The organism is Paenibacillus sp. 598K (assembly GCF_003851045.1).
GTDB lineage: Bacteria > Bacillota > Bacilli > Paenibacillales > Paenibacillaceae > Paenibacillus_D.
Genome location: NZ_BFBX01000016.1, coordinates 16,886 through 40,414 on the forward strand (window position 1 = coordinate 16,886; position 23,529 = coordinate 40,414).

At 54.4% G+C, this 23,529-nt stretch carries 40 protein-coding genes; 1 reads left to right on the top strand and 39 read right to left on the bottom strand.

Annotated features, from left to right (window positions below; genetic code table 11):
• Positions 1-41: 41 nt before the first annotated feature.
• The 31 genes from PA598K_RS06525 to PA598K_RS06670 form a co-directional block, all read right to left on the bottom strand.
• Positions 42-230, bottom strand: coding sequence for a hypothetical protein (locus tag PA598K_RS06525; protein ID WP_128656158.1), 189 nt, complete (start codon positions 228-230; stop codon positions 42-44).
• Complete coding sequence (locus tag PA598K_RS06530) at positions 211-504, bottom strand: hypothetical protein (RefSeq protein WP_128656159.1); 294 nt, start codon at positions 502-504, stop codon at positions 211-213. The genes PA598K_RS06525 and PA598K_RS06530 overlap by 20 nt, the downstream gene beginning before the upstream one ends.
• Positions 505-548: 44 nt before the next feature.
• Entirely contained in the window at positions 549-944 is a 396-nt protein-coding gene (locus PA598K_RS06535; RefSeq protein WP_128656160.1) for a phage structural protein, read from the bottom strand.
• A 12-nt stretch (positions 945-956) separates the two neighbouring features.
• Entirely contained in the window at positions 957-1,979 is a 1,023-nt protein-coding gene (locus tag PA598K_RS06540) for a DUF3383 family protein (RefSeq protein WP_128656161.1), read from the bottom strand.
• A 2-nt stretch (positions 1,980-1,981) separates the two neighbouring features.
• Positions 1,982-2,467, bottom strand: a complete 486-nt coding sequence (locus PA598K_RS06545; RefSeq protein WP_128656162.1) for a phage neck terminator protein — start codon at positions 2,465-2,467, stop codon at positions 1,982-1,984.
• Positions 2,454-2,795 (bottom strand): hypothetical protein, encoded by a 342-nt coding sequence (locus PA598K_RS06550; RefSeq protein ID WP_128656163.1) that lies wholly within the window; start codon positions 2,793-2,795, stop codon positions 2,454-2,456. The genes PA598K_RS06545 and PA598K_RS06550 overlap by 14 nt, the downstream gene beginning before the upstream one ends.
• Before the next feature lie 2 nt (positions 2,796-2,797).
• Positions 2,798-3,271, bottom strand: coding sequence for a hypothetical protein (locus PA598K_RS06555; protein WP_128656164.1), 474 nt, complete (start codon positions 3,269-3,271; stop codon positions 2,798-2,800).
• Between the two features lie 9 nt (positions 3,272-3,280).
• A complete protein-coding gene (locus PA598K_RS06560; protein ID WP_128656165.1) occupies positions 3,281-3,820 on the bottom strand; it encodes a hypothetical protein in 540 nt (179 codons plus the stop codon).
• Positions 3,821-3,829: 9 nt separating this feature from the next.
• Positions 3,830-4,378, bottom strand: a complete 549-nt coding sequence (locus PA598K_RS06565; RefSeq protein WP_128656166.1) for a phage gp6-like head-tail connector protein — start codon at positions 4,376-4,378, stop codon at positions 3,830-3,832.
• Between the two features lie 15 nt (positions 4,379-4,393).
• Positions 4,394-4,675, bottom strand: a complete 282-nt coding sequence (locus tag PA598K_RS06570) for a hypothetical protein (protein WP_185601630.1) — start codon at positions 4,673-4,675, stop codon at positions 4,394-4,396.
• 41 nt (positions 4,676-4,716) lie between these two features.
• Positions 4,717-5,916: a phage major capsid protein gene (locus tag PA598K_RS06575; protein WP_128656168.1), complete on the bottom strand. Its 1,200-nt coding sequence runs from the start codon at positions 5,914-5,916 to the stop codon at positions 4,717-4,719.
• Positions 5,917-5,958: 42 nt separating this feature from the next.
• Positions 5,959-6,546 (bottom strand): HK97 family phage prohead protease, encoded by a 588-nt coding sequence (locus tag PA598K_RS06580; protein ID WP_128656169.1) that lies wholly within the window; start codon positions 6,544-6,546, stop codon positions 5,959-5,961.
• On the bottom strand, positions 6,485-7,894 hold the full coding sequence (locus tag PA598K_RS06585; RefSeq protein WP_307719867.1) for a phage portal protein: 1,410 nt from the start codon (positions 7,892-7,894) through the stop codon (positions 6,485-6,487). The genes PA598K_RS06580 and PA598K_RS06585 overlap by 62 nt, the downstream gene beginning before the upstream one ends.
• A gap of 25 nt (positions 7,895-7,919) precedes the next feature.
• On the bottom strand, positions 7,920-9,473 hold the full coding sequence (locus PA598K_RS06590) for a terminase large subunit (protein WP_260405298.1): 1,554 nt from the start codon (positions 9,471-9,473) through the stop codon (positions 7,920-7,922).
• Positions 9,474-9,504: 31 nt separating this feature from the next.
• Complete coding sequence (locus PA598K_RS06595; protein WP_128656171.1) at positions 9,505-10,116, bottom strand: terminase; 612 nt, start codon at positions 10,114-10,116, stop codon at positions 9,505-9,507.
• A gap of 138 nt (positions 10,117-10,254) precedes the next feature.
• Positions 10,255-10,566, bottom strand: a complete 312-nt coding sequence (locus PA598K_RS06600; RefSeq protein WP_128656172.1) for a hypothetical protein — start codon at positions 10,564-10,566, stop codon at positions 10,255-10,257.
• Positions 10,567-10,585: 19 nt separating this feature from the next.
• Entirely contained in the window at positions 10,586-10,732 is a 147-nt protein-coding gene (locus PA598K_RS35965) for a hypothetical protein (RefSeq protein ID WP_185601632.1), read from the bottom strand.
• Positions 10,729-11,091 (bottom strand): HNH endonuclease, encoded by a 363-nt coding sequence (locus tag PA598K_RS06605; protein ID WP_307719868.1) that lies wholly within the window; start codon positions 11,089-11,091, stop codon positions 10,729-10,731. The genes PA598K_RS35965 and PA598K_RS06605 overlap by 4 nt, the downstream gene beginning before the upstream one ends.
• A 277-nt stretch (positions 11,092-11,368) precedes the next feature.
• Positions 11,369-11,911 carry a site-specific integrase gene (locus PA598K_RS06610; RefSeq protein ID WP_128656174.1) on the bottom strand — a complete coding sequence of 181 codons (543 nt, stop codon included), beginning with the start codon at positions 11,909-11,911 and terminating at the stop codon, positions 11,369-11,371.
• A gap of 443 nt (positions 11,912-12,354) precedes the next feature.
• Positions 12,355-12,753 (bottom strand): hypothetical protein, encoded by a 399-nt coding sequence (locus PA598K_RS06615; protein ID WP_128656175.1) that lies wholly within the window; start codon positions 12,751-12,753, stop codon positions 12,355-12,357.
• 231 nt (positions 12,754-12,984) lie between these two features.
• Complete coding sequence (gene dnaB, locus PA598K_RS06620) at positions 12,985-14,349, bottom strand: replicative DNA helicase (protein WP_128656441.1); 1,365 nt, start codon at positions 14,347-14,349, stop codon at positions 12,985-12,987.
• Positions 14,350-14,353: 4 nt separating this feature from the next.
• On the bottom strand, positions 14,354-14,710 hold the full coding sequence (locus tag PA598K_RS06625; RefSeq protein WP_128656176.1) for a hypothetical protein: 357 nt from the start codon (positions 14,708-14,710) through the stop codon (positions 14,354-14,356).
• On the bottom strand, positions 14,707-15,444 hold the full coding sequence (locus tag PA598K_RS06630) for a DnaD domain-containing protein (RefSeq protein ID WP_128656177.1): 738 nt from the start codon (positions 15,442-15,444) through the stop codon (positions 14,707-14,709). Before PA598K_RS06630 ends, PA598K_RS06625 begins: the two co-directional genes overlap by 4 nt.
• A 13-nt stretch (positions 15,445-15,457) precedes the next feature.
• Positions 15,458-15,763 (bottom strand): hypothetical protein, encoded by a 306-nt coding sequence (locus PA598K_RS06635; protein WP_128656178.1) that lies wholly within the window; start codon positions 15,761-15,763, stop codon positions 15,458-15,460.
• Positions 15,750-16,301, bottom strand: coding sequence for a hypothetical protein (locus tag PA598K_RS37265; RefSeq protein ID WP_221414102.1), 552 nt, complete (start codon positions 16,299-16,301; stop codon positions 15,750-15,752). The genes PA598K_RS06635 and PA598K_RS37265 overlap by 14 nt, the downstream gene beginning before the upstream one ends.
• A 12-nt stretch (positions 16,302-16,313) precedes the next feature.
• Positions 16,314-16,652, bottom strand: coding sequence for a hypothetical protein (locus PA598K_RS06645; protein ID WP_128656179.1), 339 nt, complete (start codon positions 16,650-16,652; stop codon positions 16,314-16,316).
• A 303-nt stretch (positions 16,653-16,955) separates the two neighbouring features.
• Complete coding sequence (locus PA598K_RS06650; RefSeq protein WP_128656180.1) at positions 16,956-17,981, bottom strand: DUF3102 domain-containing protein; 1,026 nt, start codon at positions 17,979-17,981, stop codon at positions 16,956-16,958.
• Positions 17,978-19,537 (bottom strand): PcfJ domain-containing protein, encoded by a 1,560-nt coding sequence (locus PA598K_RS06655; protein WP_128656181.1) that lies wholly within the window; start codon positions 19,535-19,537, stop codon positions 17,978-17,980. The genes PA598K_RS06650 and PA598K_RS06655 overlap by 4 nt, the downstream gene beginning before the upstream one ends.
• Before the next feature lie 14 nt (positions 19,538-19,551).
• Positions 19,552-19,881, bottom strand: a complete 330-nt coding sequence (locus PA598K_RS06660) for a hypothetical protein (protein WP_128656182.1) — start codon at positions 19,879-19,881, stop codon at positions 19,552-19,554.
• 55 nt (positions 19,882-19,936) lie between these two features.
• Positions 19,937-20,644 (bottom strand): hypothetical protein, encoded by a 708-nt coding sequence (locus PA598K_RS06665; protein ID WP_128656183.1) that lies wholly within the window; start codon positions 20,642-20,644, stop codon positions 19,937-19,939.
• Positions 20,645-20,669: 25 nt separating this feature from the next.
• A complete protein-coding gene (locus PA598K_RS06670) occupies positions 20,670-21,068 on the bottom strand; it encodes a replication terminator protein (RefSeq protein WP_128656184.1) in 399 nt (132 codons plus the stop codon).
• A gap of 84 nt (positions 21,069-21,152) precedes the next feature.
• Between PA598K_RS06670 and PA598K_RS06675 the strand changes: the two genes are divergently transcribed.
• Positions 21,153-21,344 carry a hypothetical protein gene (locus tag PA598K_RS06675; protein WP_128656185.1) on the top strand — a complete coding sequence of 64 codons (192 nt, stop codon included), beginning with the start codon at positions 21,153-21,155 and terminating at the stop codon, positions 21,342-21,344.
• On the opposite strand, the gene PA598K_RS35970 is transcribed toward PA598K_RS06675, so the two are convergent.
• The 8 genes from PA598K_RS35970 to PA598K_RS06705 all read right to left on the bottom strand — a co-directional run bounded on the left by PA598K_RS35970 (position 21,341) and on the right by PA598K_RS06705 (position 23,394).
• Positions 21,341-21,484: a hypothetical protein gene (locus tag PA598K_RS35970; protein ID WP_185601634.1), complete on the bottom strand. Its 144-nt coding sequence runs from the start codon at positions 21,482-21,484 to the stop codon at positions 21,341-21,343. The two genes, PA598K_RS06675 and PA598K_RS35970, sit on opposite strands and share 4 nt — an antisense overlap.
• 34 nt (positions 21,485-21,518) lie before the next feature.
• Positions 21,519-21,722, bottom strand: coding sequence for a hypothetical protein (locus tag PA598K_RS06680; protein ID WP_128656186.1), 204 nt, complete (start codon positions 21,720-21,722; stop codon positions 21,519-21,521).
• A 34-nt stretch (positions 21,723-21,756) separates the two neighbouring features.
• Positions 21,757-21,951, bottom strand: coding sequence for a hypothetical protein (locus tag PA598K_RS06685; RefSeq protein WP_128656187.1), 195 nt, complete (start codon positions 21,949-21,951; stop codon positions 21,757-21,759).
• A gap of 116 nt (positions 21,952-22,067) precedes the next feature.
• Positions 22,068-22,223, bottom strand: a complete 156-nt coding sequence (locus PA598K_RS35975; protein WP_185601636.1) for a hypothetical protein — start codon at positions 22,221-22,223, stop codon at positions 22,068-22,070.
• 83 nt (positions 22,224-22,306) lie between these two features.
• Positions 22,307-22,582: a hypothetical protein gene (locus PA598K_RS06690; RefSeq protein ID WP_128656188.1), complete on the bottom strand. Its 276-nt coding sequence runs from the start codon at positions 22,580-22,582 to the stop codon at positions 22,307-22,309.
• A 5-nt stretch (positions 22,583-22,587) separates the two neighbouring features.
• Positions 22,588-22,824: a helix-turn-helix domain-containing protein gene (locus PA598K_RS06695; protein WP_128656189.1), complete on the bottom strand. Its 237-nt coding sequence runs from the start codon at positions 22,822-22,824 to the stop codon at positions 22,588-22,590.
• A 78-nt stretch (positions 22,825-22,902) separates the two neighbouring features.
• The gene (locus PA598K_RS06700) at positions 22,903-23,100 is read right to left on the bottom strand and encodes a hypothetical protein (protein WP_128656190.1); all 198 of its coding nucleotides are present in this window, start codon (positions 23,098-23,100) and stop codon (positions 22,903-22,905) included.
• 57 nt (positions 23,101-23,157) lie between these two features.
• Complete coding sequence (locus tag PA598K_RS06705) at positions 23,158-23,394, bottom strand: helix-turn-helix domain-containing protein (RefSeq protein ID WP_185601638.1); 237 nt, start codon at positions 23,392-23,394, stop codon at positions 23,158-23,160.
• Positions 23,395-23,529 lie beyond the last annotated feature (135 nt).

Sequence of the window (23,529 nt, forward strand, 5' to 3'; positions counted from 1 at the left end):
CCTTTCTCGCAAAAAAAGAGAGGCGGCCAAAGGGCCGCCCGCTATTTGCGCTTATTCTCTTTTTTTAAGAACTCCAGATGAATGTCAAGCGCCGCGTTAGCCTCGGCGACATCGTCGTCATCCATCTGCAGGAGGTCGCTATAGGTGATGCCCATGTCCGAGAGCAGCAAGCGCCAATAACCCCAGCGCTCGAGCGCCCGCCGCCGAGCCTCAGTCTTGCTGATCGGCATCGTCTTCCGGCTCGTCGTCCTGACCTGTGATGAAGGCGAACGCCTTGCCGACGATCTCGGTCATCTCGGCGTAGGAGTCGAAATCGTCCAGCCGCATCTTAGGCTCAACGACGACGTACTGCAGCATTTCCTCGGCCAGACGCTCGTCAGAGGGAATGCCGTGCTTATTCTTGATGCGGTCCGTGATTTTCGTTACGGCCCGTACCCCCGGATGCTGCAGCTTGTACTCCTTACCCGACTTGGTCACCACTGTTTTTTGCTTAAATACTCCCATGCTCTATCTCTCCTTTGAATGAATAATGCCAAGCGCTTGCGAATTTAAGTCATGGAAATGTCGAGACATTGAAACTCATACGTGCGGTCGCCCGCCTCGCTGCCGTACTCACGATCGGAGGGTTTTTTGATATAAGCCTGCGTGACGGTCGTCGTCTCCTTGGGTGTGCCGGAGTAGACGACGGATATCGGGAACAATTCCTCGCTGTTGGCGAGACGATCGAGAAAAGCGCATTGCGGGCTGGTCTGTTGCAGCGTAACGGTCACGGTGCCGAGCGGATTGTTAACCTTGCTGCGCACGACATCGCCCTGCGCGCCGACCGCCGTAGACCAGTTTTCTTCGTCTTTGGCGACGGTGACCAAGTCTTCGCCGTATCCCGTCAGATATGTGCCTTTAACAATCGTCGTGACGTCCTTCGGATCATACGTAGATACTGCCAATGCTCTCTCCTCCTATGCAAATTTGATGACGCCGCGAATCGCAGCGCTGTGGATCGCTCCGGCCAACACAAACTCAAACTGACCGTCTGGATAATTGCGAGCCGCGATCTCTGCCGGGTCGACCGCCGATCTCGGCGGGAATGTCGTGCTATACAGAGGGACGCCGTCCTCGCCGTCTGCAATCATGCCATTGATGTAGGCCCGCTGCAGTACTGTGCGGACGACGCTCTCCAGTTGCGCAATGCCGGTATTGTCATAGCTGATTTTGGTGTTGGTGTCCTGTGCCCGGTTAAACAGGTCCTGGATGCCAAACTTGATCGACTGGACGATATAATCCTGACTATGCACCAGGTCGATAAACTCCCCGCTTACCGCCCGGCCGTCGCTGGTGACGTTGACCCCGGCCTTGGTGACATAGGCGTTGCCGCCGAGCGCGTGTATCTCGTTAAGCTCGGTAGCGTCGAGGTCGAGCGGCGCAATGCCGAACAGCGTCCAGCCCTTCCACGTCGGCGAGCCGGGCGGCAGGCTACCGACTGCGCCGACCCACGCCGCATCAGGATAGTTGGTTACGGTCGGGTGATACAGGACCGCTGTCCTCTCGTACCCCTTGGCTTTAATTTCGGCAAGATCGGCCTTGCTGCTGGTTCGCGTGAGGTATTGCCGCGTCCGGTCTGCCTCGACGGCGTCGGCGATCAGGATCTGATCGGCGATTGTGGCCGTCGTGGCGATGAGGAAATGCCAATCCCGTTGCAGGAGCTGCGGGACATAGTCCGCCAGCGCCTCCGGGTCCGTCCCGGTCCGGCGGCAGGCAATCGCCACCTCAGCCGGTGCGTTACGCTGGCCGAACAGCGCTGCCGCCGCCTTATACTCCTCTGTCGCGGACGGGTAGTCCGTCCGAACCGCGTCCAGGTCGGCATAGTTTTTAAATGCCTGGCCTGCCGTGCTGGCCCCCAGAATCAGGGGCTTTCCGAAGCCGCCAAGGATCGGCGTCGGCCGCTGGACGGATATCGTTACCGTTACATCGCTAATGCTCAATGTTACTCACTCCTTTGTATTGGTGCTGTCTCGATCCAGCCGGATAAATCGGTGATGACGACATCCGTCGCGCGAAACTCGACGTCAAAGCCTTGCCGTCGCTCCCACTCTTCACCGAGATTAACGTCCCGGTTTTGGATGTCCCCGACATCGACGACAACGACGTCAAGCGCCCATTTCAGACGCTCCGCTCCTGTCGTATGAAACCAATCCCTCGCCTGCATGGCGTGGATCAGTGCGACGTCGGTATCGTCAGCATAAGAATTGAACGAAAACGTGAAGGTCACCGCCTCCAAGCGATGGAGCTTGGCCTGCTGCTGCAGGAGGATCGGTTGGCCCCCAGACCCCCGGAAGCCTCCGGGGAAATGGTACGTGTAAAAATCGCCCTCCGGCACCGGCCCGCCGCCGTTCATCTGGATTACGAGCCGCCCTGTTTCCTGCTGCAACCCCTCGACAATCGCTAGGCGGATGGCCTCAAACGGGAGCATTGACAACCACTCTCCTCAACAGGTACTGATTGACGTCGCTATACTCCCGCTCGGTAAGCTCTGCTACGGTGTACTGTACCCCCTGATGCTCGATCCGCTCGCCGCTGGCGTGCGTCGTGACCGTGTAGAGCATCCGGTCGGTGTCTGTGTAGTTGCCGCCCTCAGAGGCCCTCAGACGGGCGCTGACGGGCTGCACGACGCCGGAGAGGCGTAGACGCTCCGGCGGGCTTGGGACCCATTTGCCGCCCACATACGCGCCGCCAGCGTCGCGCACCAGGGTATAGGGTCGGTTGTACTTGCGCAGTATGCCCGCGAACCTAAAACGCATCGCTATCGACTCCTCGGCACGACATCATAGGTCAGGCTGTCCCGCAGGTCTTGCTCTCGCTGGAGCAGTCGGCGGCCGATCTTACTGCGGGCGTAACGGGCGCTGAGTGGCGGATCGTTGATGCGGTCAAAGTTTTGTTGCATCTTGTCCAGGCCGACGCGGCCGACCTCGTCGAGCATGTCGCCGATCCGGCGTCTGCCCCGCGCGATCTCCGCGACGCCCGCCCGGACGAGCTTGCCGATCGGCACCTGACCTTTCTTCCGCCCGGTCAGGACAAATGACCGTGCCGGAATAGACATTTTGACGCTGCCGTACTCATGTACGCCAGCGATTAGCGCCAGCTCGGCGTCGCCCTGGACGCCGATGATAACCTTTTGCTGGGTCAGCGGCCGCAGCCGGGCGGCCAGCTTGCTCAGGTTGTCCGCGCCGGTGACCTGCACCCCGGCGCGGCGCGCTCTGGACTTGGTACTTGCCATCGGATCACCTCACAGACGCAGCAGGGCAGCGACAGCGACCGGCATTTCTCCGGCCGTCGCCTCCCTGAGCTGCTGATTTAGCGCATCGTCCGGCAAGCCACGCCATGCCAGCTCGTCGAGCAGCCGTTGCACGTAGAGGATGCACGCCATTTCCACATGCCGAGGCAGCGTCATATGCTCGTTGTCGTCGCTGGGCAGGACGTATCCGGCTGTATAGTTGACCTGGACGGTCTTTTCGGCGTCCGGCCACGAAGATTCGTGGACGAGGACGCCTGACGTGGCATCAATCGTGTAATCGGCCTCGTCGACCAGCTTCCCGCCGATCTTGACCCGAGCCGAGTGAATCGGTGTATGTTGAAGCTGCAAATAGGGCGCATCCGGCCCCTCGACCCTCACCTGATGCGGGGTAAGTGAGAGTGTAGCGCCAAAATGACGTTCAAAAGCAGCAGATACGGCGGCAATTGCCGCCGCCAGCGCCTTCGTTTCTTCATGGTCTTCTTCCCTCCTCGTCGCCCGGCGAACCCTGGCGACGGTTGTAAGCATGGTCATTTTCTCACCTCATATTTCCGGCCGCACATGGGGCGCCAGCATGGCTTTGACCGCTGACGGCATGTCTGCTTCGGCCGCGCTATAGCTCACAGATATGTCACCGACCCGCTCCGACGCAACGCCATGCTCGCGCTGCAGATGCTTGATCATCAGCACACAGGCATATTCGAGCGTCGCGGGTAGGGTCGTGACGTTATCTTCCGTCTCCTGGCTGGGCAGTACATAGCCCGCCGTGTAGGTGACGGCATAATCTCGGATGCCGCCCGGCCAGCCGCAACGGCTGAACAGGATGCCGTCGGCCAGGATGGACACATCTTCGACCGGATGCTCAAAGTCTCGGCCAATGACGACGCTGTGTATCGGGTAGTTAGGCAACTGCAAATACGGGCCGCGCATGCCGCTGGCCCGGTCGCTATGCTCAGCCATACCAAACTTCCGGCGACAGTATTCCTCGATCGCCGTGGAGGCTACGGCGATCAGCATCGTCAATTCCTCGTCCGGCATGGCCTCGCTGGGGTCGACGCCCATGCGCCGCGCCCGTTCGATGGTTGTCAGCATTGGCGCGCCCCCTGTCTACTCCGAGCTTTCAGCGTTGAGCTTCGCCAGCGCTTCAAGGGCCGCTTCCTTGCCCTTGACCTTCTCCCCATTTGGCAGCTCGTAGACGCCCTTTCCGACCTGTTTCAGTTCCTCGGCAGGATCTTCGGGCGCTTTGCTTTCGACAGGTTCGTCTGCTAGATACCCCTTCTCCTGCAATTCTTCGATCCGCTCGGCATCTTCCCCGGTGTACACACTTCCGACCGGGTATCGCTTGCCGGTATTTTTGTCGCGAAATACCTTTGTCACTTCGTACTGCATGATATCCTCCTCCGGCCGATCGAATCGGTCGTCATTTTGGTCTATACCGTGTCGGAAATATCCAGTTCACCATATACAGCAGCCGCAGCGTCCCACGTTTTGATATCGTCACGCATCAGCGCGCGCAGCTCCGTCGTGTCGCGTCTCCAAGCGTCGCCGCCTTCGGTCGTAGATGCCAGTTCGAAGAACTTGCGGCTGAACATCGCAATCAATTGCTTAAGATTGCCTACCACCATAGGAGCTTTAGCGTTAACCGTGTCAGATGGCAGGAATCGGTTCGAAGCCACCTCGATACGGCGGCCCTTGAAGACGTATTTACCTGGCGCGGTGATATCCGGCTGCAGCAGCGGCCGTCCTTGCGTGTCTACCAACTGATCAAGCCAGTTGTAACCGTCTTGGTTGGTCAAAATGACCGCTTGCTGACTAATCATCGGGTCCAAACCGACGTTCAGCGCGTGTTTAATATCGCCAAACGATCCCCATTGCTGTTTCGGCAGCGTCTGCAGTTGGTTGATGATCATCGTGTTTTTGGTCACGACGGCCTTGCGACCGAGCCAATCGATGATATGGGCCAACAGGTTTTGATCCGTATCGGCCAGCAACTCGTTTGTAATCGGCAGAATGCCGCCGCGTTTGCGGACTTTATAATCAATGTTGCTGAATTTCGGGTTATCACTCTCGGGAATCGCGCCGTACTCCTCAATCACTGGAAATGGGATCATAGTCTGGTCGCTCTCCATGACACGCGAACCGGACAATGCGCTGACTGTAATGACATTGACCAGCTCCGACAGATCATTGAGTGTGCGCATAAACGTGTGAATACGCGTCTGAATGTCTTTGGGGACAATCAGTGTAGAATTCCCCTCCGGAATGGCCGGACTCGTTTCACCCTCATTCATCACGGCGCGACGCTGGTATTCCTTGACGATGCTGCGCATGTCGGCCGTCACACCTTGTCGACGCAAGCCACGCAAGAAGATGCCGGTGTACTCCTGTTCCAGTTGCGCCTCTTCGCGTGTTTCCAGGCTATCGAACTGACCACCTGCAGGCGTGCCACCGTCCAAACCGTCGCGTTCCTCGTTCTCCAGCTCCTGCAGCACCTTGACTTGTGCCTGTAAAGATCGGACCTCGTTCATCAATTCGTCGGCTTCCTTCGCGTTATCCTGCGCTATGAAGGTCCGCACTTCCGTTTTCCGTTGCTCCAGCTTAGCCAGCAGCGCACGCAATTCTTTCGACACTGTTCATCACCTCTTAAATTATTTGGAACAAAAAAGAGCCGATTAGATCAGCTCCAGCTCCATCAAAAGCATCTTTTTCTTATGTTCGTTCAATGACCGCTGCTCGGCATCCCGGTATTCTTCTAGCGATCGGACGGAAACCTCATTTTCAGGGTAGGCGGCAAATGGCGTCGGCGAGATTTCGGGCAGTGTCGCGTTAAGGACGGTCCGCCGATACAGCGTCTTGCCGTCCCGCTCGATCTTCGACCAGCGGTCGCCGTTTGTTCGGACGTTAAATCCGAATGAGACGCCGTCGACGTCGCCACGCTGGATCGACTCGTGAGCATCGTTGCCCCAACTGTTGTTGGGTAAATCAAGTTCGAATCGCAATTCGGTCGGCCCGTCAAAGATGCGCAGCGTCCCTGACCTCGTATTGCCGAGAATCTGGTCGGTACGATGGCACCACAGCGACACGGTCGGATCAGATCGCAGGAACTCGGCGAATGCGCCGGGGGCGATCACCTCGACAAACTCGTCACCGTACCAATCCCGCATGACATGTGATTCGGAGTCGTATTTAATCGCACCGTTAAGCGTCCTCTTGCTCGTCTCCCCCTCGACCGTCTCCCGGATTTCCAGGTTCACGGCCATCGTCCGTTTCTCCGGCCCCTTCTTCGATGTCTTCTGGTTCAGGTTCTGGCTCAGGTTGTTCACCCCCTTTCATATATTGCTGGCCCGCCATCTCCAGCGGGATAAAGTTACCGTTAGCATACAGGCGGTCACCGCCTGCTGCTGGCTCCCTATCCTCCATCGCTCGCGCTTCATTGGGCAGCAAAAAGCCGCCCTGGACGCCGATACGGTAGGATTCGTAGCGCGTTTTCAGGTCGGCCCGCAGGATGGAGTCGATGTTGAACTTGACGTAAAACCCAGCTTCTAGCTCGTCCTCCAAAAAGAGCTTGTACGACAGCTCTTGCTCGTAGGTCGTCAAGATCGGCTGGAGCGTGTCCGTATAAAAAGCGAGCTGCTGCTGCTCTACATTGGTATAGCTTGCCTTACCTAGATCGTTGAGCTGATGGAGCTTGACCCCGAACCCGTTGGCGATCTGCCTTATCGTCAGTTCCGTGTTCTGGAGAAACTGAGCGTCAGCCATGCTGATGGATATCGGCATGTATTGATAGCCCATCGGCATCAACGCTATGCGATGACTGTTTTTCAAACCGGAGGTCATGTCTTCAAACTCTTCGCGGAACACGGCTTTCGCGGGGCCGTCCAGCTTGCCAGTGTATTGCACAAGACCTTTGGCTTGCAGACCTTGCTTGAAAAAGTTGTTGACAAACTTATTCGCCGATGCCGCATTCTCGATGCTCGTTTTAAGCATATCGATCGTCCGAACGCCGATCAGACCATCAAGCGTTACCGATCCTTTGAAATGCAGCACTTCCTCGGGCAGTAGCTTCCTCTTCTCGCCGTTCCCGACGTCCACCTCGTACCATACCCGCGTTTTGCTGGATATGATACGACGTGTGAGATCAGGCAAAATGCCCGCGTCATCGATAATCACCCGCACCTTAGCCGAATCCATTGGCCATAGCCCAATGACCCGGCCTGTCCGGGGGTCGACCTCAATGCTTGCATACGCGTTACCCATCGCCCGGTGTGCCTCTATTGCTTTCCAGAAATCCGCAGCTGTCATGTATGGATTGGGGCGGAGCCGGAGCAGACGCTGCAAATAGTGCCGGGCCGACTTGATGATACCCGTCTCGCTCTCTTGGTGTGTCTTAAGCGGTAGTTTAGAGACGTTATCCGACAAAATCTTGATGCAGGCGAATACAGTATCAACTTTCAGAGCTTTCCAGCCCTTGACGTCGACCTCTCCCGCTCCTTCGCCAAGTCCAAGCCACTCCAGCAGTTTGCGGTCTGCCAAACTAACCTCCACGCTGCGCGTCTCCGGCCCGCCGAAAGCCATGTTAATCATGCGGGTGATAAGATTAGGCTTCACACTCGCACCCCCTCCTTTCAAGCAATTAAGCCCATAGTTTCTGTAAAAAATCCCGATCGGCGAACTCGTCGAAGTTCATGTCGATTTCTTCGTAGAGCATGGCGGTCGCCATTGCGTTGATGAGTGCGACAATCAAGTCAATGCGTTCTTTGGACTTGTTTTTCATCGGCTTTATATTTTCATTCCCGTCGACTGCAATGACCACGTTACCCCAGCACCATCGGGCCGCCGGGTTGGCCTCGTGCGTCATCAGTCCCCGTTTCAAGAGTTGTTCGATTAGTTTCATGGCAGGACTCATATTCTTCATATCCTGCGGAATTTCGACCACCTCGACGCCGCCGCGTATGAGGCGCTGCGCCAACATCCGGCTATTCCATTGGTCCGTTCCGAGCGTCGCAATCTCATGTTGCTTGTTCGCCGCCAGGATGGAAGACTCGACAAAGTCATAGTCGACGACATTCCCCGGCGTTGTCAGCAGATGGCCGGATTCGACCCAGCGGGCGTAAGGCACACCATCATTTCGCACCCGTTCCTTCATGTTCTCCTCGGGTATCCAGGCGTCAAAAATGAAACGCCAGTCCGGGAGTCCGTCCTGCGGCGGGAACAGGTAGCATGCTGCGGTAAGGTCAGTTGTGCTGGAGAGGTCCAGTCCTGGATAACAGCGCTTGCCGTCCAGCTCCGACCTTGCCCATTTACCAATCGTGTTATCCCATAGCGTTAATGGTTGCCAGCCGGTCTTTTTAAGCGATGTCCACTGATTAAGGCGTAACCAGCGGAACAGTTTTTCCGTAGCCGGGCTTTTTCTTGCAGCTGCGGCCTCCTTGCGCACTGATTCAATGCTGATCGTATGGCCCAAGCTCGGGTTAATCTGATACCACAGTGCCTCGTCATAGATGTCTTCCTCCGGCTTCTCCGGGTCGGTGCCGTATTCGTCCGGGATGCCGTAGATTTTGACATACCAAGACGGGTCGACCAATTCGCCGGACTGTATTCTCGATGCCTGCTCGTGGATCTCATACCCGATTGAGTGTCGATCTGGATCGTCGCCAGCCGTCGTAATGACCCACCACAGCGGCTCCCGCCGAGCCGCGCCCGAGCCGAAGGTCATAACGTCCCACAAATCGCGGTTTGGTTGAGCGTGAAGCTCGTCGAAGATGACGACGGTCGGATTAATGCCATGCTTGGTGTACGCTTCGGCCGACAGGACGGTCATGATCGTGCCGGTCTCGACGTTGATGATCTCCTTCGTGCTGTCCTTGACCTTCAACAACGCGGCAAGGTCCTGGTCCTGCTCGATCATGCCGCAAGCAGCTTTGTACACGAGTCCGGCCTGCTTTTTGTCCGCCGCGCAGCAATATATCTGCCCGCCTGGCGGATCACAGGTCAGATGATAGAGGCCGAGACCGGCAATCATCGTCGTCTTGCCGTTTTTTTTGGGCATCTCCAGGTAGGCATACCAGTATTGACGGTATCCCCACTGATCGACGGTGCCGTACACGTCCCGCAGCAAGTCCTGCTGCCACGGCTGCAGCACGAGCGGTTGACCGTAAAAGTCATCCACCGCATGCAGCATGCTCATAAACTCTATCGGCTCTTGCGCCCGTTCCTCGTCATGGGGCATGGCCGCCAGCTCGCCGGTTCAAAAACTTGGACATCGCAGACGTGTCTTTCTTCTTAGGCGGCGCTGGCACGTTCTTGACCTTTGCCAGCGGGTTCAAAAAGAGGCGGTCCTGCATTTTCAACAGCATGTCCATCTTCTTATTGATGGCTGTCTCCACTTTGAGGATGCCCTCGACCGCCGCGAGCTGCGACAGGTACCGCAGCGCCTTAAGGTTGATCTCGTCGGCCTCCTCATAGCGATCAAGGTAGTCATGCAGCAACTGCTCGTCGATCGCAATCTCGGATATGCGCTGATGATGCACTAGTAACTGCTCATACTCGCTATACGTTTTACAGTAAAGCGCGAGCGTGCCGACGTCCGAGCTGGTCAACAGGGATACGCCCTGTTTGGCCGATGCCTCGTACATCTTAATCAGCTCGCCCCACAGCTTGTTTGCGATTTTGTCATCGCGGACAAACTTCGGGCGCTTCAATTTTTTTAGGTCAGCCTCGCCAAGTTTAATTTCTGCTTCTTGGCGCTGGGCGATCTGCTCTTTGGTCAATCGGTTCGGGTTGCCCTCCGCAACGTGGAGAGCGACAGGTTTTGCATTTCTCCCTGGCATGCGGGCACCTCCTCAGATTTCGAAAAAATTTCAAAAAACGAAAAAAATTCGCGTTAAGGGGGGCGGCGGTCTCGCCGGAGGGCTTCCAAAACATTTTTGACCGCCCCCACCCCTTTAGTCGGATAAAGCGTCATTTTGTCAATGATTATTTTTCGCATCAACTATCGTAGTGCCCAGCACGATCAATTCCGTGAATGGCTCAGGCTTTTGCAAACCCATGTGCGGCCCGAAGCGCTCCATCAAACTCCATAGTTGGAACGATGCATAACCCTTCTCGTCGGTACGCATCGTGAAGGGCTTGGCTGGGCCGGTCCCGTCTGTGAGAATCATGATCCGTTGCTGTTGCTTCTCATGTTGCTGCCGTAGGATTTCAATGCCTACAGGCGTTAGCTGGACCTTGACCCAATCATTGATATGCACGCCAGCTTTGACGTAGTGAGCAATGGCCATATCGTAATCACCATCCTTCTTATTTCAAAGCGCTCATTTGCACCATCAAGTATAGGAATCTGCCCATAGCTGCCTCAATCTCCTGCTCGTCATCACTTTCAAGCGCCTTCACCACGCCGTCGCATGTGTCGCGCAGCTTCCTGAATAGATCAATATTTTCCTTCATCGTCCGAATCCTCCATCCTCTTGGACCGTCTTCCTGCTATGGCAGGAGCTACAGAGCGCCTGCCAATTGGCCTCGCTCCAGAACAGTACCTCATTGCCCTTGTGGGCCTTGATATGATCGACCACGGTAGCGGCCGAGATAGTACCGCTCTGCATACACGCAACACACAGTTGATGCTCGGCAAGGTATCGATCCCTGGCGAGCCTCCACCTATGGCCGTAACCACGGCTAGCAGATGTGCCGCGTCGCTTATCGGACTCTCGCTGATGCTTCTTACAGTATCGATGCTTGTCGACCAGATCGCGGCATCCCGGTTTGCTACATGGGCGCTTCGGTTTTTGCGGCATGGTACACCTCATTTCGTTTATGCAGCCCGATTTATAGGCCGTGCATATTTATGCATGCGATTGACTAGATATCGCGTCGGCCGGAACCCTTGAAAACACTGGCTTTTTCCGACCTCAATTCGAGCTTTTGCCCCCTCGAAAAGACCTCTTCTTCTGCTGAATGCATAAATATCGACTTCCTCATATCTTGTTAGTGAGCGGAACTCACGGAAATGCTAAAAAGCCTTATTCTATAAGGCTCCGTGGGGCATTCCTAGATTCAGTTCCACACTCTCTTAACGAAGTGAAGTCATAGGCCAAAATCGTTCATGGCGGCATCCATCATGTCCTGATCCATGCCAATATAGCGCATGGTGATGGACTTGTCTGAGTGGTTGAGCATCTTCTGCACAAGTGTTATGTCCTTAGTTTTTTGGTATAGATGATAGGCCCATGTTTTCCGTAACGTGTGCGTTCCGATGTCGACTAACTTGAACTCGTCGGCGACAAGGCGCATGATTTTATAAGCCATGTCCCTTTGGATCGGCTTGCCCTTCCCTTGCCTGGACGGGAAGAGATAGGCATTTTTGTCCATTCCTTCCGTGTAGCGCCTTAACTCCTGTTTCAGTACGGGCGTCAACTTCAAGATTTTCCTTTTCCCCGTCTTCATCTCACGCATAACCAGATGCTCGCCTTGAACATCCTTCACGCGGAAACTGAGAATATCCTGTATGCGAAGCCCGGTATTAATCCCAAACACAAAAAGCATGTAATTGCGATGGCTCCAATCCATGAGGAATTGCTTAATCTCTTCGATGACTTGCGTATCGCGGATCGGCTGGACGAAGTTCATTCTTCCTCACCTCACATTGCCAAGCGCTTGGGATTTCTCCTTTACGCATCGCACTTTCGAACAGACTTGCTTAACGCCTGTCCACTTTCCCCATATACAGCCTCTGCAAAGCTCCGGTTGCTCAGGAGGCTTTCTGTCGACAACCCACAATTTTTGTTGCTTCAAAAAGCGTCCCTCCTTGTCTGTTCGTATGTCTACCGGATCGCGTCCGATGGACAGACCAATAGACATTAAAGACATTAAAGGGTTTCTAACCCTGCCTCATCTCCATACGCTCGCGTTAACCGCTAAGGTCCATTAGACCCACCGCATGGCCGAGTGCCTACAATGATAAAGGTACAGTAGACATTACCTGAGCTGGATTAGCTCTCTGTAATATCTACTGTACCTTATGTGGTTACATATAACAGTGGCAGAGTACACGCAAAATACATGCACGTTTTTCACATCATTTTAAGGGCGTCGGCAATGACGCGGATGCCCTCTGACAGCTTGCGGTTCACCGTTGACTCGTCCCAGGGCTGGAAGTGGGCGACCGTCCATTTATTTGTATTGCCTTCGATGTACCTGCATTCTATAACTTCTTTTATACTTTTGTCTACGATCATCTGGACTGCACAATGCAAGTCATTCAACCGATTTAGCTTTTTACGGTATTCTACGATCTTCATTGGAGCCATGCGATGGATGCCGCGATGCTCCAGCGCCAAAAGCTGCATGCGGTCTTTATAGTAGCTTTCCAGCTCTCTTTTGACCTGGCATATCTCGTTTTTCGTCGGCCGAGGAAAAAACTCTAGCTGCTCGATTGTTCCTTGATTGCTTGCGGCGGATGTGTCACCCATACGAATCCTAGCCCTCCTTTTGATAGTGGCTGCTCCAGGATGTAGGCGTATCCCTTCGGGATGTATTCGCCTACCGCGACCCGGAGCCGACCGAACTTCGTTATAATGTGATCTTCGGCAATGTCGGCCTGCCGGGAGACGTATAAGACCAAACGGCCAATGTGCTTCCCGCTTTTAAGCATCGGCCGCAGCTTGTACTCGATGTATGCAATCACTCGCTCATTCATGGCGTCACGCTCCCCGGTGCATGTCCGGGATCGGTTTGCCGTTGGTCGGCGTTGGCTGATGCGAGCGGTCCAGGCCGACAAACTTGTTGAAGTTTTTCAGGAAGGCCAGTTCTACCGTTCCGATCGGGCCGTTACGCTGCTTGGCAAGGTTGATTTCTATAATGTTCTTCTTCTCCGACTCCTTGTCGTAGTAGTCGTCGCGGTACAGGAATGCGACGATATCCGCATCCTGCTCGATCGATCCGGACTCCCTCAGGTCCGACATCATCGGCCGCTTGTCCTGGCGCTGCTCCACGCCCCGACTGAGCTGTGACAAAGCGATAACCGGGACGTCCAGCTCTCGGGCGAGCTGCTTCAACGTCCGCGAAATGTCCGACACCTCTTGCTGCCGGTTTTCTCCGTTTTTTCCTCGACCGGCGATAAGCTGGAGATAGTCGATGACGATCAGGCCCAGCCCCTCGGACTTGTGCAATCGACGGCATTTGGCGGCAATCTCTCGCACGGTGAGGGCGGGCGAGTCGTCTATAAAAATCCTAGAGTCGGCAACGGTGCTGATGGCCATAGTTAGGTTCTCCCAATCTTGCCCCGCCATATAGCCGGTCCGCAGCTTCATCGCCTCGATGTGACCCTCGGATGACAGCATCCGCTGCACAAGTTGATTAGCCGACATCTCTAGCGAGAAAACGGCGACCGCCTCTTTGCCTTTAATGCCTGCGGCCTGCGCCAGATTCAGCGCAAATGCCGTCTTGCCGACTGACGGGCGAGCTGCGACGATGATTAGATCGCTCTTTTGCCATCCGCTCGTCAGCTTGTCCAAGTCTCGATAGCCGGACGCGACGCCGGTCACCTCATCGCCATAATTGGCGTATCGATCTTCTACCGCCTCCATGACCTCGATAGCCGCTTCTTTTGCCGTCTTAAAATCTCGCGATCGCACCGACTTGTCCGACAGTTCGAAAGCATCCGTTTGGATGTCCGCAATCAAGGCTCGCGGATCGCTGCCGGACCAGGCCGCTCGGAGCTGACGCTGCAACATTAGGATCGTCTCCCGGTGCAAATGCTTTTCATGGACAAGGCCCACATAATGGCCGATGTTTGCGGCTGTCGGTACGCCTCCGACCAGCTTGGCAAGGTAAGTAACACCGCCGACGTTAAGCAACTCGTTTTCGTCCTGGAGCTGCGATGTCAGCGTCACCAGGTCGACCGGCTTGCCCTTGTCTATTAGGTGCTGCATCGATCGGTAAATGATCTGATGCTCGTTGGAATGGAAATGCTCCGGCTGCAGCAGTTCCGCGCCCTCCATGTGCTGATTGAGCAGCACGGCACCGAGAACCGCCTGCTCGGCATCGATATTGCTGGGCAACAGCATTGCGTTATCGTCCACGTAACTCCTCCACCTTTCTGCGTTGTTCTTCGGTCGGGGGGACGGCTTTGCGCCGCATGTCGTCCCACATCTCCAACGTAACCGCCCCGGCCGCCTGCTGCTGCTCGTAATATCGCTCCAGTTCCGTCTTGACTTTGGCGAGCGCCCCAGGATGCGGCGCGAAGCGATTGTCTGGCAGTGATGCGTATTCCTTCAGCTTGGCTATAGCAAAGTCAAGCGGCGTATGCTGCAAGACGGCTTGCCACTTGTCGATCATGCCCTCGGGATCAGCGGATACCCTGCGCTCGTAGGACGGGTAGTAGCTTATGATTTCGTCAAACAATTGACCTGTCTCTGCTCGGTTCATTCCATTTCCCTCCCGATTTCGGCGAATGACTTCTTCGCCGGGCGCTGGCCGGGCGAGCTGGCGGCGGCCTGCTTGCGCTGGTCGTATACCGCATCAATGGCAATGGCCTCCGACAGCGTCTTTGCTCCCCCGCGAAAATAGTCGTCAACGATCCGCAAAATGAACTTGAAATTATACCCGACCGACGAAGCCCCTGCTCGCTCGATTGCCCGAACAATGACAGCCTCGTCCATCCCGTCATGATCGATGTAGCTACCCAGCGTTTCCGCTTGCTTGGGATTGATCGGGTGCCCGAATACTCGTTTATGAGCTGCAGCAAATGGCTCGTATTGTGATGAAGAAGATGAAGAAGAGTCTTTTAAATCTTTTATAGAGTGCCCCCTACCGTAGTCCGTTCTGTCGTCCCTCTCGTAGTCCCTGCTGTTGTCCATTCTGTTGTCCTTTTTGAACAATCGGGAAATGATGATACGGTATTTCCCGGCCTTGTTTGCCCTTGCTGACTTCTTATAATGAAGCAAGTCAGATTCAATAAGCGTCTGACGAGCAAGTTCAAATTGCTTTCTGCTTACTCCAGCGTTCGCCTGCAGCACTTCGCTGCGGACAGTGAATTCTTCCGGCCACCCAGCCTTATTACAAGCAGCCGTCAATTCAAGCCACAATGCAATTGCGCTGGCAGGCAAAGGATTCACTTCCTTCCATCGTTGGAAAGCGAGGATCAGTTCCAGGTAATTCATGCTGTTTCAACCCCTAGCGACTTTTGATGACGTGAGATAGGGCCTCACCTTTTGCTTTGAGTCGCAAAATACGCTCATTACGAGATTCCATCTTTGCAATGAACTTTCTCGTCTCTCGCAAGACTTTACGGTCAAAGTCGATGCCCAAAATCCGGTCCAAGGGCGTGTAATATACGTTTCTAACCTCGGTTTCCCCATTGACGACATGATGCTGGCACCGCAACTGGAACCAACCCTCTGAAAGATATTTCATCTTGATGTTCCATACTTCCCACAGTCCCCACGCGCAAGCAGGCGGCAGAAGATTATCTCTGTGCATGGGGCAGTACTCCCTTCGGTTCTGGCAGGGGCAAGGTAAAAGGTGTCCAGTGCGTATGGTAGTCCGGCCAGTCGGAGTCCAACGGTGATCCGCAATACGGAGCTTCCTCGATTGGAAACGTCCACCAAAGCGCATCCCCATAATCCTCGTGCCATTCTTCTATGGGACGGGCTATCCTTATGGAGTCTGGAGGCTCTGTCTCATCCAAATACATGTCAATTGCGGTTCGGGAGCAATACTGGAGGATATCGGCAAGCCAATCCATAACCTCCTCCTGTTGCTCTAAGGACAGCTCATTAACGCAAGGAGGCGGTGTGAAGTTGTCATCATCGTACGTTTCGATCCTGCTGCAATATGTGACAATGGCTTCCACGTCTGGCCTTGGCTGCGCGGCTTGCGCCATATCCTGCACGCCCTGCGCAATCCTGCGCATCGCTTCCATGTCCACAGCCTGGACGATCTGCCCCGCCGCGTTGCGCGTGACCCATACGGTTTCAATCTTCCAGGCGCTCCCGTCCTGGTTCAATTCGTTATTCATATCCGATCCCCCTTAGTCAAAGCTCCCGACTCTTCGGGTCGTATAGCTGATTTCGACGTGCCGCTCATAGGTAAACTTATGATTACACTTCCCGCAATTGTGGGTGTGGACGTCAGGCGTCCACTCGAAGCAATCCGCGTCTCTGTAACCGCAATGCGGGCAAATAGCATACACCGTCTCCTCGGTGTCATAATCGCCAAAAACGATTTCTTCGGCCTGGCAGGACTGGTTGCCGTGATTGATCATATTAACGACGTAAGTCGTGCCTTTAACGGTAAATGTGTCGAACAAATCAGGCTGATGCCCGAGCGTCGTTATTTGATCGCCATCGCGTGTGACTACTTGATACATAGCCTTGCCCTCCTATATTTCGCGCCCCATCCGTCTTCCTGGAGCGGTATTTCATTCGTTGGCTCCAGGTCCTCGGCGCTATAAATTGTCTGGATACAGGCCGGGTCTGACTCCACGACACGCACGCCCTTACGGTTAATGCGGTATCGTACCGGGCGATTATCATAAGCCCAATACGAGTCACCCCCGGCCTGCTTATCGACCACGACCAGCTTGTCAGGGCTGATGCCAAACCGGCATTTCACCCTGCAGACGGTCCCCGGCTTGATTGCCTCCTCCTCGAAAAAGAAGAAGAAGAACATATCACAGCATGCCGCGAAGCTTGTCGATGATCTCTGCAGCCTTTGTTTTGAGTTTGGCCTGCTCGGCCTCGTCCTTGACCTCGTCAATGGCCTTGACCAGTGTGTCGCCGGACTTGATGATATTTTCGAGCTGCAGCTTGGCCCGTAAGAAGGACTCGTTACTGCTCCTGGCGAGCTGCTGCTGCAGCTTGTCCATCTCAGCTTGCATCGCTGATTCGCGCTGCTTGGCTTCCGCCTGCAGTTCCTGCTCGCGCTGCTGGACTCGATCGGCGACAGTCTTTTCGGTTTCGGCCTTGGCTGCTTCCAATTGCTGCTGCAACGTGGCAAGCTTCTTCTCGCTATCAGACTTGGCCTTCTCGGCCTTCCTCAGCTCGGCCTTGGACTTAGCGAGCGCCTTGTCGTCACCGGCGGCCTGTGCCTTCTCCAGCTCCGCTTGCAGCTCCTGGACTTGCTTCTCGGCGGCCTCCCTAAGCTCGGCTCCAAGCTTGTGCCGCTCCTCCAGGCTTTTCAGTTCCTCGGTCTTCTCGGCGGCCAATTTCTCCATCTCAGCTTTCAAATCAGCTTGCCGCCTCTGTTCTTCGACCAATTGCTGCTCCGCAGCCTCGCGGGCCTTGATAGCTGCCTGCAGCTCGCGGGATGACATTTGATCGGCCTGGGTCTCCTCGACAAAGGACTCGCGCTCCTCGGCTGGCACAGCCAGCAAGGCGACGGCTTGCGTATAGCTCAGGTTTTGCAGCGCCGGACCGGCAGCGCTGTACTCGGAGGCCAGCCGCATAAAGTTGTTGGCCGTCGACTGGCTATAATTGACATGCTCCTTGAGCCAGTTGCCCCATTGGCCATGAGGTACAAGCTCTTTGGCCTCCGTCAGCTTGGCCCCGATCTCTACGGCCGATTGCATGACGTACTGTCGGGCCTGGCCGTCGATATAGCGGATCTCCGCCGCGATGACCTCCACCGTCCGAGTCGATACTACCGTCTCTGCTGCTGGCACGATCGCCGCTGCAGCAGCTTGTTTTTTCGTTGTCATACTGCCACCGCTTCCTGTATTTGTTTTTTGTTCATTTTTTCTTGCTTAAAGCGCTCGACAAATGCTTCGACTGCAGGTGTCATGATCTGATTTTTGAATCCTCGACACTGCACGATTTTTCCGGCGCGAATTTCCAATGTATAAAATGGCGTATCCGGTTTATCGGATTCACGAATGGCCATCAAGATACTACTGCCATCCGCATAACTTTTGCTATAACCGCCCACACAGTGCTTAAGGGCGTTTCCTTCTCTCACAAGCTCTACCGTGTCCGCGAACGGCCGAATGAAAAGATTGTTCAGTTGAAATTCGTATTTCTTGCACAAGGCAGGCAGTCGTTCGGCAATCTTGGCATTCAGGGCTGCGTCGGCTTGATACTTCACTTTTTCAAGCGTCTTTTGATGTGCTTCGTGAATGTCTCGCGGAAACAATATCTGCTCGTCTTTCGGGTCCATGTCCAGCTTGAGGCAATCGGCGACATAATCTTTCCAGAACGTAAGGACTTCATCGGAGCTGCCTGCCATGTTTCGTTTTCGTTTCAAGACTTCTCGTTGTTTCTCCACATAATTCAAAGCCTTGAACAAGGTTGTGTATTTAAGTATCTTCTTCAAATTGTTAAAGAGAGAATCGTATTTTTTAGCAATGGACTGCAATTCCGACAGTGGAACATACCGACCTTCCTTGCTCACAATTTGCTGCAATCGAAGGGTTAACGGGTGCAGCTTTTCTTGCTTCTTAAACTGATCTATCTCCTTCAACTGTTGCTTGTTGATCCGCAGCACGCTGTGAACCGACGTGCCTTTCCAGTTGATTGCGCCATAAGTGGGCTGGCATCCATAAAGCTTCGCTTCGACGAAGTAACGCATACCAAGCTTGGTCAAGTACTCCATACATGGGTACAGCGAGAACGATGCAAAGAACTTTACCATGTCCTGATAATAAAAGTGCTCCCACATGCTGTACTGGTAGGGCGTACCCTGGACCGCTTGTTGGATGCTCTCCTTGCACAGATAACGATTGACCATCGTATACCCCTGCTCGTAATACATGCCGCCGAACAGCGATCTGACGCTTGCATTCTCGTACCAATCGCCTTGAGCCAAGCTGAACATTCGCGCTTTCTCGCCGAGCCGGAAAATATACCGATGGCAAGCTTCCAGCGTCAAGCTCACATCCTTAAAGCTCTGACGATAGTCCCGTTCTGCCCAGTACCCTGTCGCCGTAATTGTTTGCGGGTCGTGCAGCGATTTCTCGTAGTACACGAAGTACGCGCTGTGGCGCAGCTTGCTGCGGCTGCGACCGCTGGCCCTGACGTAGCCTTTCGCCTTGCACTTCCAGCAGTCCGTCCAGCTCTTCTCCCGAAACTCGCCGTTCGTCGCGTATTCGACATTGCAAGCGGTGCAATAGGCATACTGCATCCGGAGTTTGTTCCGATGAATGAAGATATAGGACGATCTGGGTAGTACACTGGTTTCGGCATACTTAACGACGGAAGGAGAAATTTTTCTGGAGAAGTGAGCCATGAAGGCTTGTCTTTTTTCGTTACGTTTTTTCAATGAATAGCCCTCCTTTACAGATCGTCTAGGTCAACAGAAAACCCTACGACAACTGGCTCTGGCGCTGCCTTGGGCTGTTTAATGCCGTAATACTTTAGTACAGCACCTAATCCCTCTTCCATAGTCAGGACACTGACAGACGACCCGTTGCGTTTGCGCATGGCTAAATATCGCATAGCCACAAGCCCCTCGGACAACGACTTATTCGGGTCGGCAAACAATTCTGCTTTATCCGGGTTTTCGCGGACGAATTTAATCATCTCGCTCCCAACAAATCTTGTGTACTCGCTCTGGGGATTAGCTGCAATCTCGCGCTGCAGCTTATTCAGTGCCTCTTTGAGCATGACAAATAACCTCCGTTCAGGGGCGGCCGTAACCGCCCCGTATGATGTTGTCGGATTAGGCGATGATCGTAACCTTGCCCGCGTCGATCTCAGGGCCAAGGATGGTCGCAAGAAACTCCTTAATGCTTTGGATTGCTTCGAGCTTCCAGGCTCCGCCGTCAGCCTCGATCAGCGCGGCGCGCGGACCTTGTTGCATCCGGAAAATGAAACGGCTCTCCGGCTGCGTGATCTCGACGAACGTACGGTACGGCTTGAGGTGTACCGGATTAGGCAAAACGACATTGCCCATTGTTGCAACACCTGTTTTGGCCGTGACCTGCTGCGCGATGCCGTCATCGCCGACCGTGGCGACGTTGCTCTCTTGGACGTTTCCAGCGATCGCGAGCAGCTTGTCCCGCGTCTCGCTGACGACAAAGCAGCTCTGGAGCAAAATATTGAAGCGCTCGAGGTCCATAAAGCTGCTGAATGGAATGTCCGGGAGGAGCGCCTGCGCGCTGATCAGCAAATTGCGCCGCATGTCGCGGTTGTACGTGCTGTACACGTTGACAGTTGTCGGACTCTCGACGTGCAGAAGCACCGGCGGCTGATTGTCGTAGTTGCTTTTGAGGTAGTCGACCAGGCCGGTCAGGTTGCGCGTGACCAGTTGCTCGGGGGTCGGCTGCTTGACCAGGTGCATCGGCTGAGTGGTGTAAATCTGGGTCCCGACCTCCTCTTGCCGAGTGTTGCCGAGCTGGAGCAGATATTGAACGAACTCTTTGATCATGAGTAAACCTCCGAATTATGATTTTTTATCTGAATCCTCTTGTGTTTGTGGTGCCTGTGCTGGTGCCCCCGACGACCTTAAGCCCCGTATCGTCGGCCACGTCGCCGTCATTATTGATAATCAGTTGATTGCGGTCGCCAGTGACTAGCTCTGCCACGACGGCATTGCCCTCTTTGTCATAATCAAAGACAAATGACGTCGGGATGCCTTTTGATGGTGCCAGCGAAGACTTGACGGAAATGTCGGCGTTGCCGACCTGGCGCTGTTCATTGGGCTTGATCTTGATGGTGACCGTTATCGTCCGCGCCACTTCGGCCGGAGTGTTCGGGTCCAGGACGTTTTCGGCGAGTTTGCGCATTTCGATGTCGAGTTTTTCGACGAGCGCACCGCCCGACAGCTCGTTTAAATTCAGCTTTGGTTTCATGTTCATTTCACCCCCTTTCCAGATATGACAAGTAATATGGTAAAATATGATCGTTAAGCAAATTTCACTGTAGGAGGTGAACAGATGTCCGTTCTGAAAGAATTGAAAAAGGTTGATTCCATTGAAGAAGCCAATGCATTATTGGAAAACGGTTGGCGTCTCATGGAAAGTGGCCATGTTATCAAAGAAGGGGAAGCGCAATTCTTCTTCTTGTTAGGTCGACACGAATCATACGCCGATATCGGCAAAAAATTCGAAGCGATGAGTAAGGTTTAATCTACTCGAATCATCAAGAAAGTGAAGTTATCCCCTTGGCTGGCGACTCTGTGTAGTAGCCAGCCTTTTTTTAATAACTCCAGCACCTCAAAAAAATCAGGCGTTGCGTACAGCTCTTTTGCCTGCTTCATGTCCCCCAAATGCGCACCCCCTCAAATTACCAAGCGCTTGGCGTTATGCTTTGTGGCGGCGTCCCTTGCTCTTGGCTGGCTCGCCCCGCCGGATGACCTCCACAATCTCTGTCTGAAAGATTGGGACGGCTCGACCGTCTGAATCCTGGCGCAGCTCGGCATGCGCACGAGCCACGCCCCAGGTTGCAGTAATCTCGCCGGTCTCGCCCGATCGGGTGCGGACGACGTCGCCCTTGAATATGTACATCTGCCCACTCCCCTCCTCGGGCCTCGTTAGGCGGTTATACGCGTGGCGGCCAGTTCCATTGCCCGGCGTCGTCGCCCTGCGTGACGGCCTGGATGCCAAAGCTCGATTCGCCGTCGTGACCATCAACAGCGAGATTTACGCTTCCGTCCTCATGCACGAACACAATGCGCGCTGCATACTCGGCGACGGAATCCTTGTAAAACACAACTCGTCCTTTTGTCGGTTTCATTCAAACACCTCTATTACTAGGATCGTGGAGGTTGTCCACGGCGGATATCCGCGACCCCCGTAGGGGTTTCGGCCCGTCTCCCTCGGGCCTCGTCAGGCGGTATACAGCTTGTCCATCTATTGCTTGGTCGGCTTGACGTAGCAGCCGATGATGTCGCAATCCGGGAACCGACGCTCGATGTCCTCTCTTGCGTCCGCCTCCGTAGCTGCTGGCACCTCGGCCGAGCAGCTACCGAACTCCGGATGTATTAAGCGGATGACATATGTTTGCATGGGCGGCCTCCTCTTGGATTTTGTCTGCGCGATCGAGCAGCGCCTGCAGCCTGCGGTATAGGTCGGCCTTCTCGGCCGCTAGTTCAGCTTGCCGATTCATTGCTCTTGCTCCTCGGCGGCAGGAGTGCTATGATAGGTGAAACCAACAATTTCATTCGCTTTACCAGAAGCGCTCGGCCTGCACGCCGGGCGTTTCGCTTTTCCCATCTTGCAAACTCCATCAACTGGAGCAACTGCCCCTCGACATGGATCATTTCCCCCGGCAGCACCTTTTCCGGGTGTTTCCGAATCAACCGCAGATTGTGACTCGCGGCCTCCGCGCAGATGCGCGCCTCTGCTACCAATTTCTCTCTATTCAATTTTTTCAGCCTCCTATGACTTGTGTTACAATTTGAAATCCTTCCATCCCGGCCATGATCGACAGCCCGATCCCAGGCTCACCAGTGATCTTCATCAGCTTGGCGAGCGTCGACACTTCAAAAGCCTGTAGGCCGCGCTCGATCTTGCTTATGGCGCTCCGTGACATGTTTAGCTTTTGGGCAGTGTCTTCTTGGCTCCAGCCCATGTGCTTTCTATATGCCTTCACGATAACCCCGAACACCTTTTGCACCTCCTTCCGTTCTAAATTCGAACAGACGCGATGGAGGCCGATGCCTTATAATTGTGCTGTACCGCTCCCCTACCGGCCGCCGACTTCGGCGGCGCGGGTTCTTTCTGCAACGATGGTCCGCCAGAGGCGAGACCCGACTGCGTCGTACTCCTTCCACACCCTAGCGATCTCTTCGGGCGTTCGCTTGACATGATCATCGCAGATGTAGATTTTCGTTTTTCCGTGCGTCATCGTCTGGATGACGTTCCCTTTGGGCACATAACTCATATCACTTCACCCCTTTGGGATAATGTATGCTGAGGTCTTAGTAGGACGGGCATAATATTAGATGCAGGCCGATAAATCAGAATTCCACTTTTCGTGGAACTTTTTCGAATAAAAAATTTCCGGCCTTTCGTTCAAGGCTTCAGCGATAACTTCGAATTCATCCGGCCTAATCGTTCTTTTTCCAGTTTCCTTCATATTATAGGTCGAGAGCGGCATATTGGCTTTTTTTGCGATCTCAGATTGTGTGAATCTCTTTTTCGTTCGTACTATCCTGATTTTTTCGTGCAGTTCCAATTGTGACCCTCCTTTATTCTGCGTTTCGTGTAACTTCGAGATAAATATATCATCTGCGAAACGTGGATGTCAACTCAAAAAAATGCATTACGTGTAATTTAATTTACGAAACGTGCAAAAGAGTTAAAATGAGTT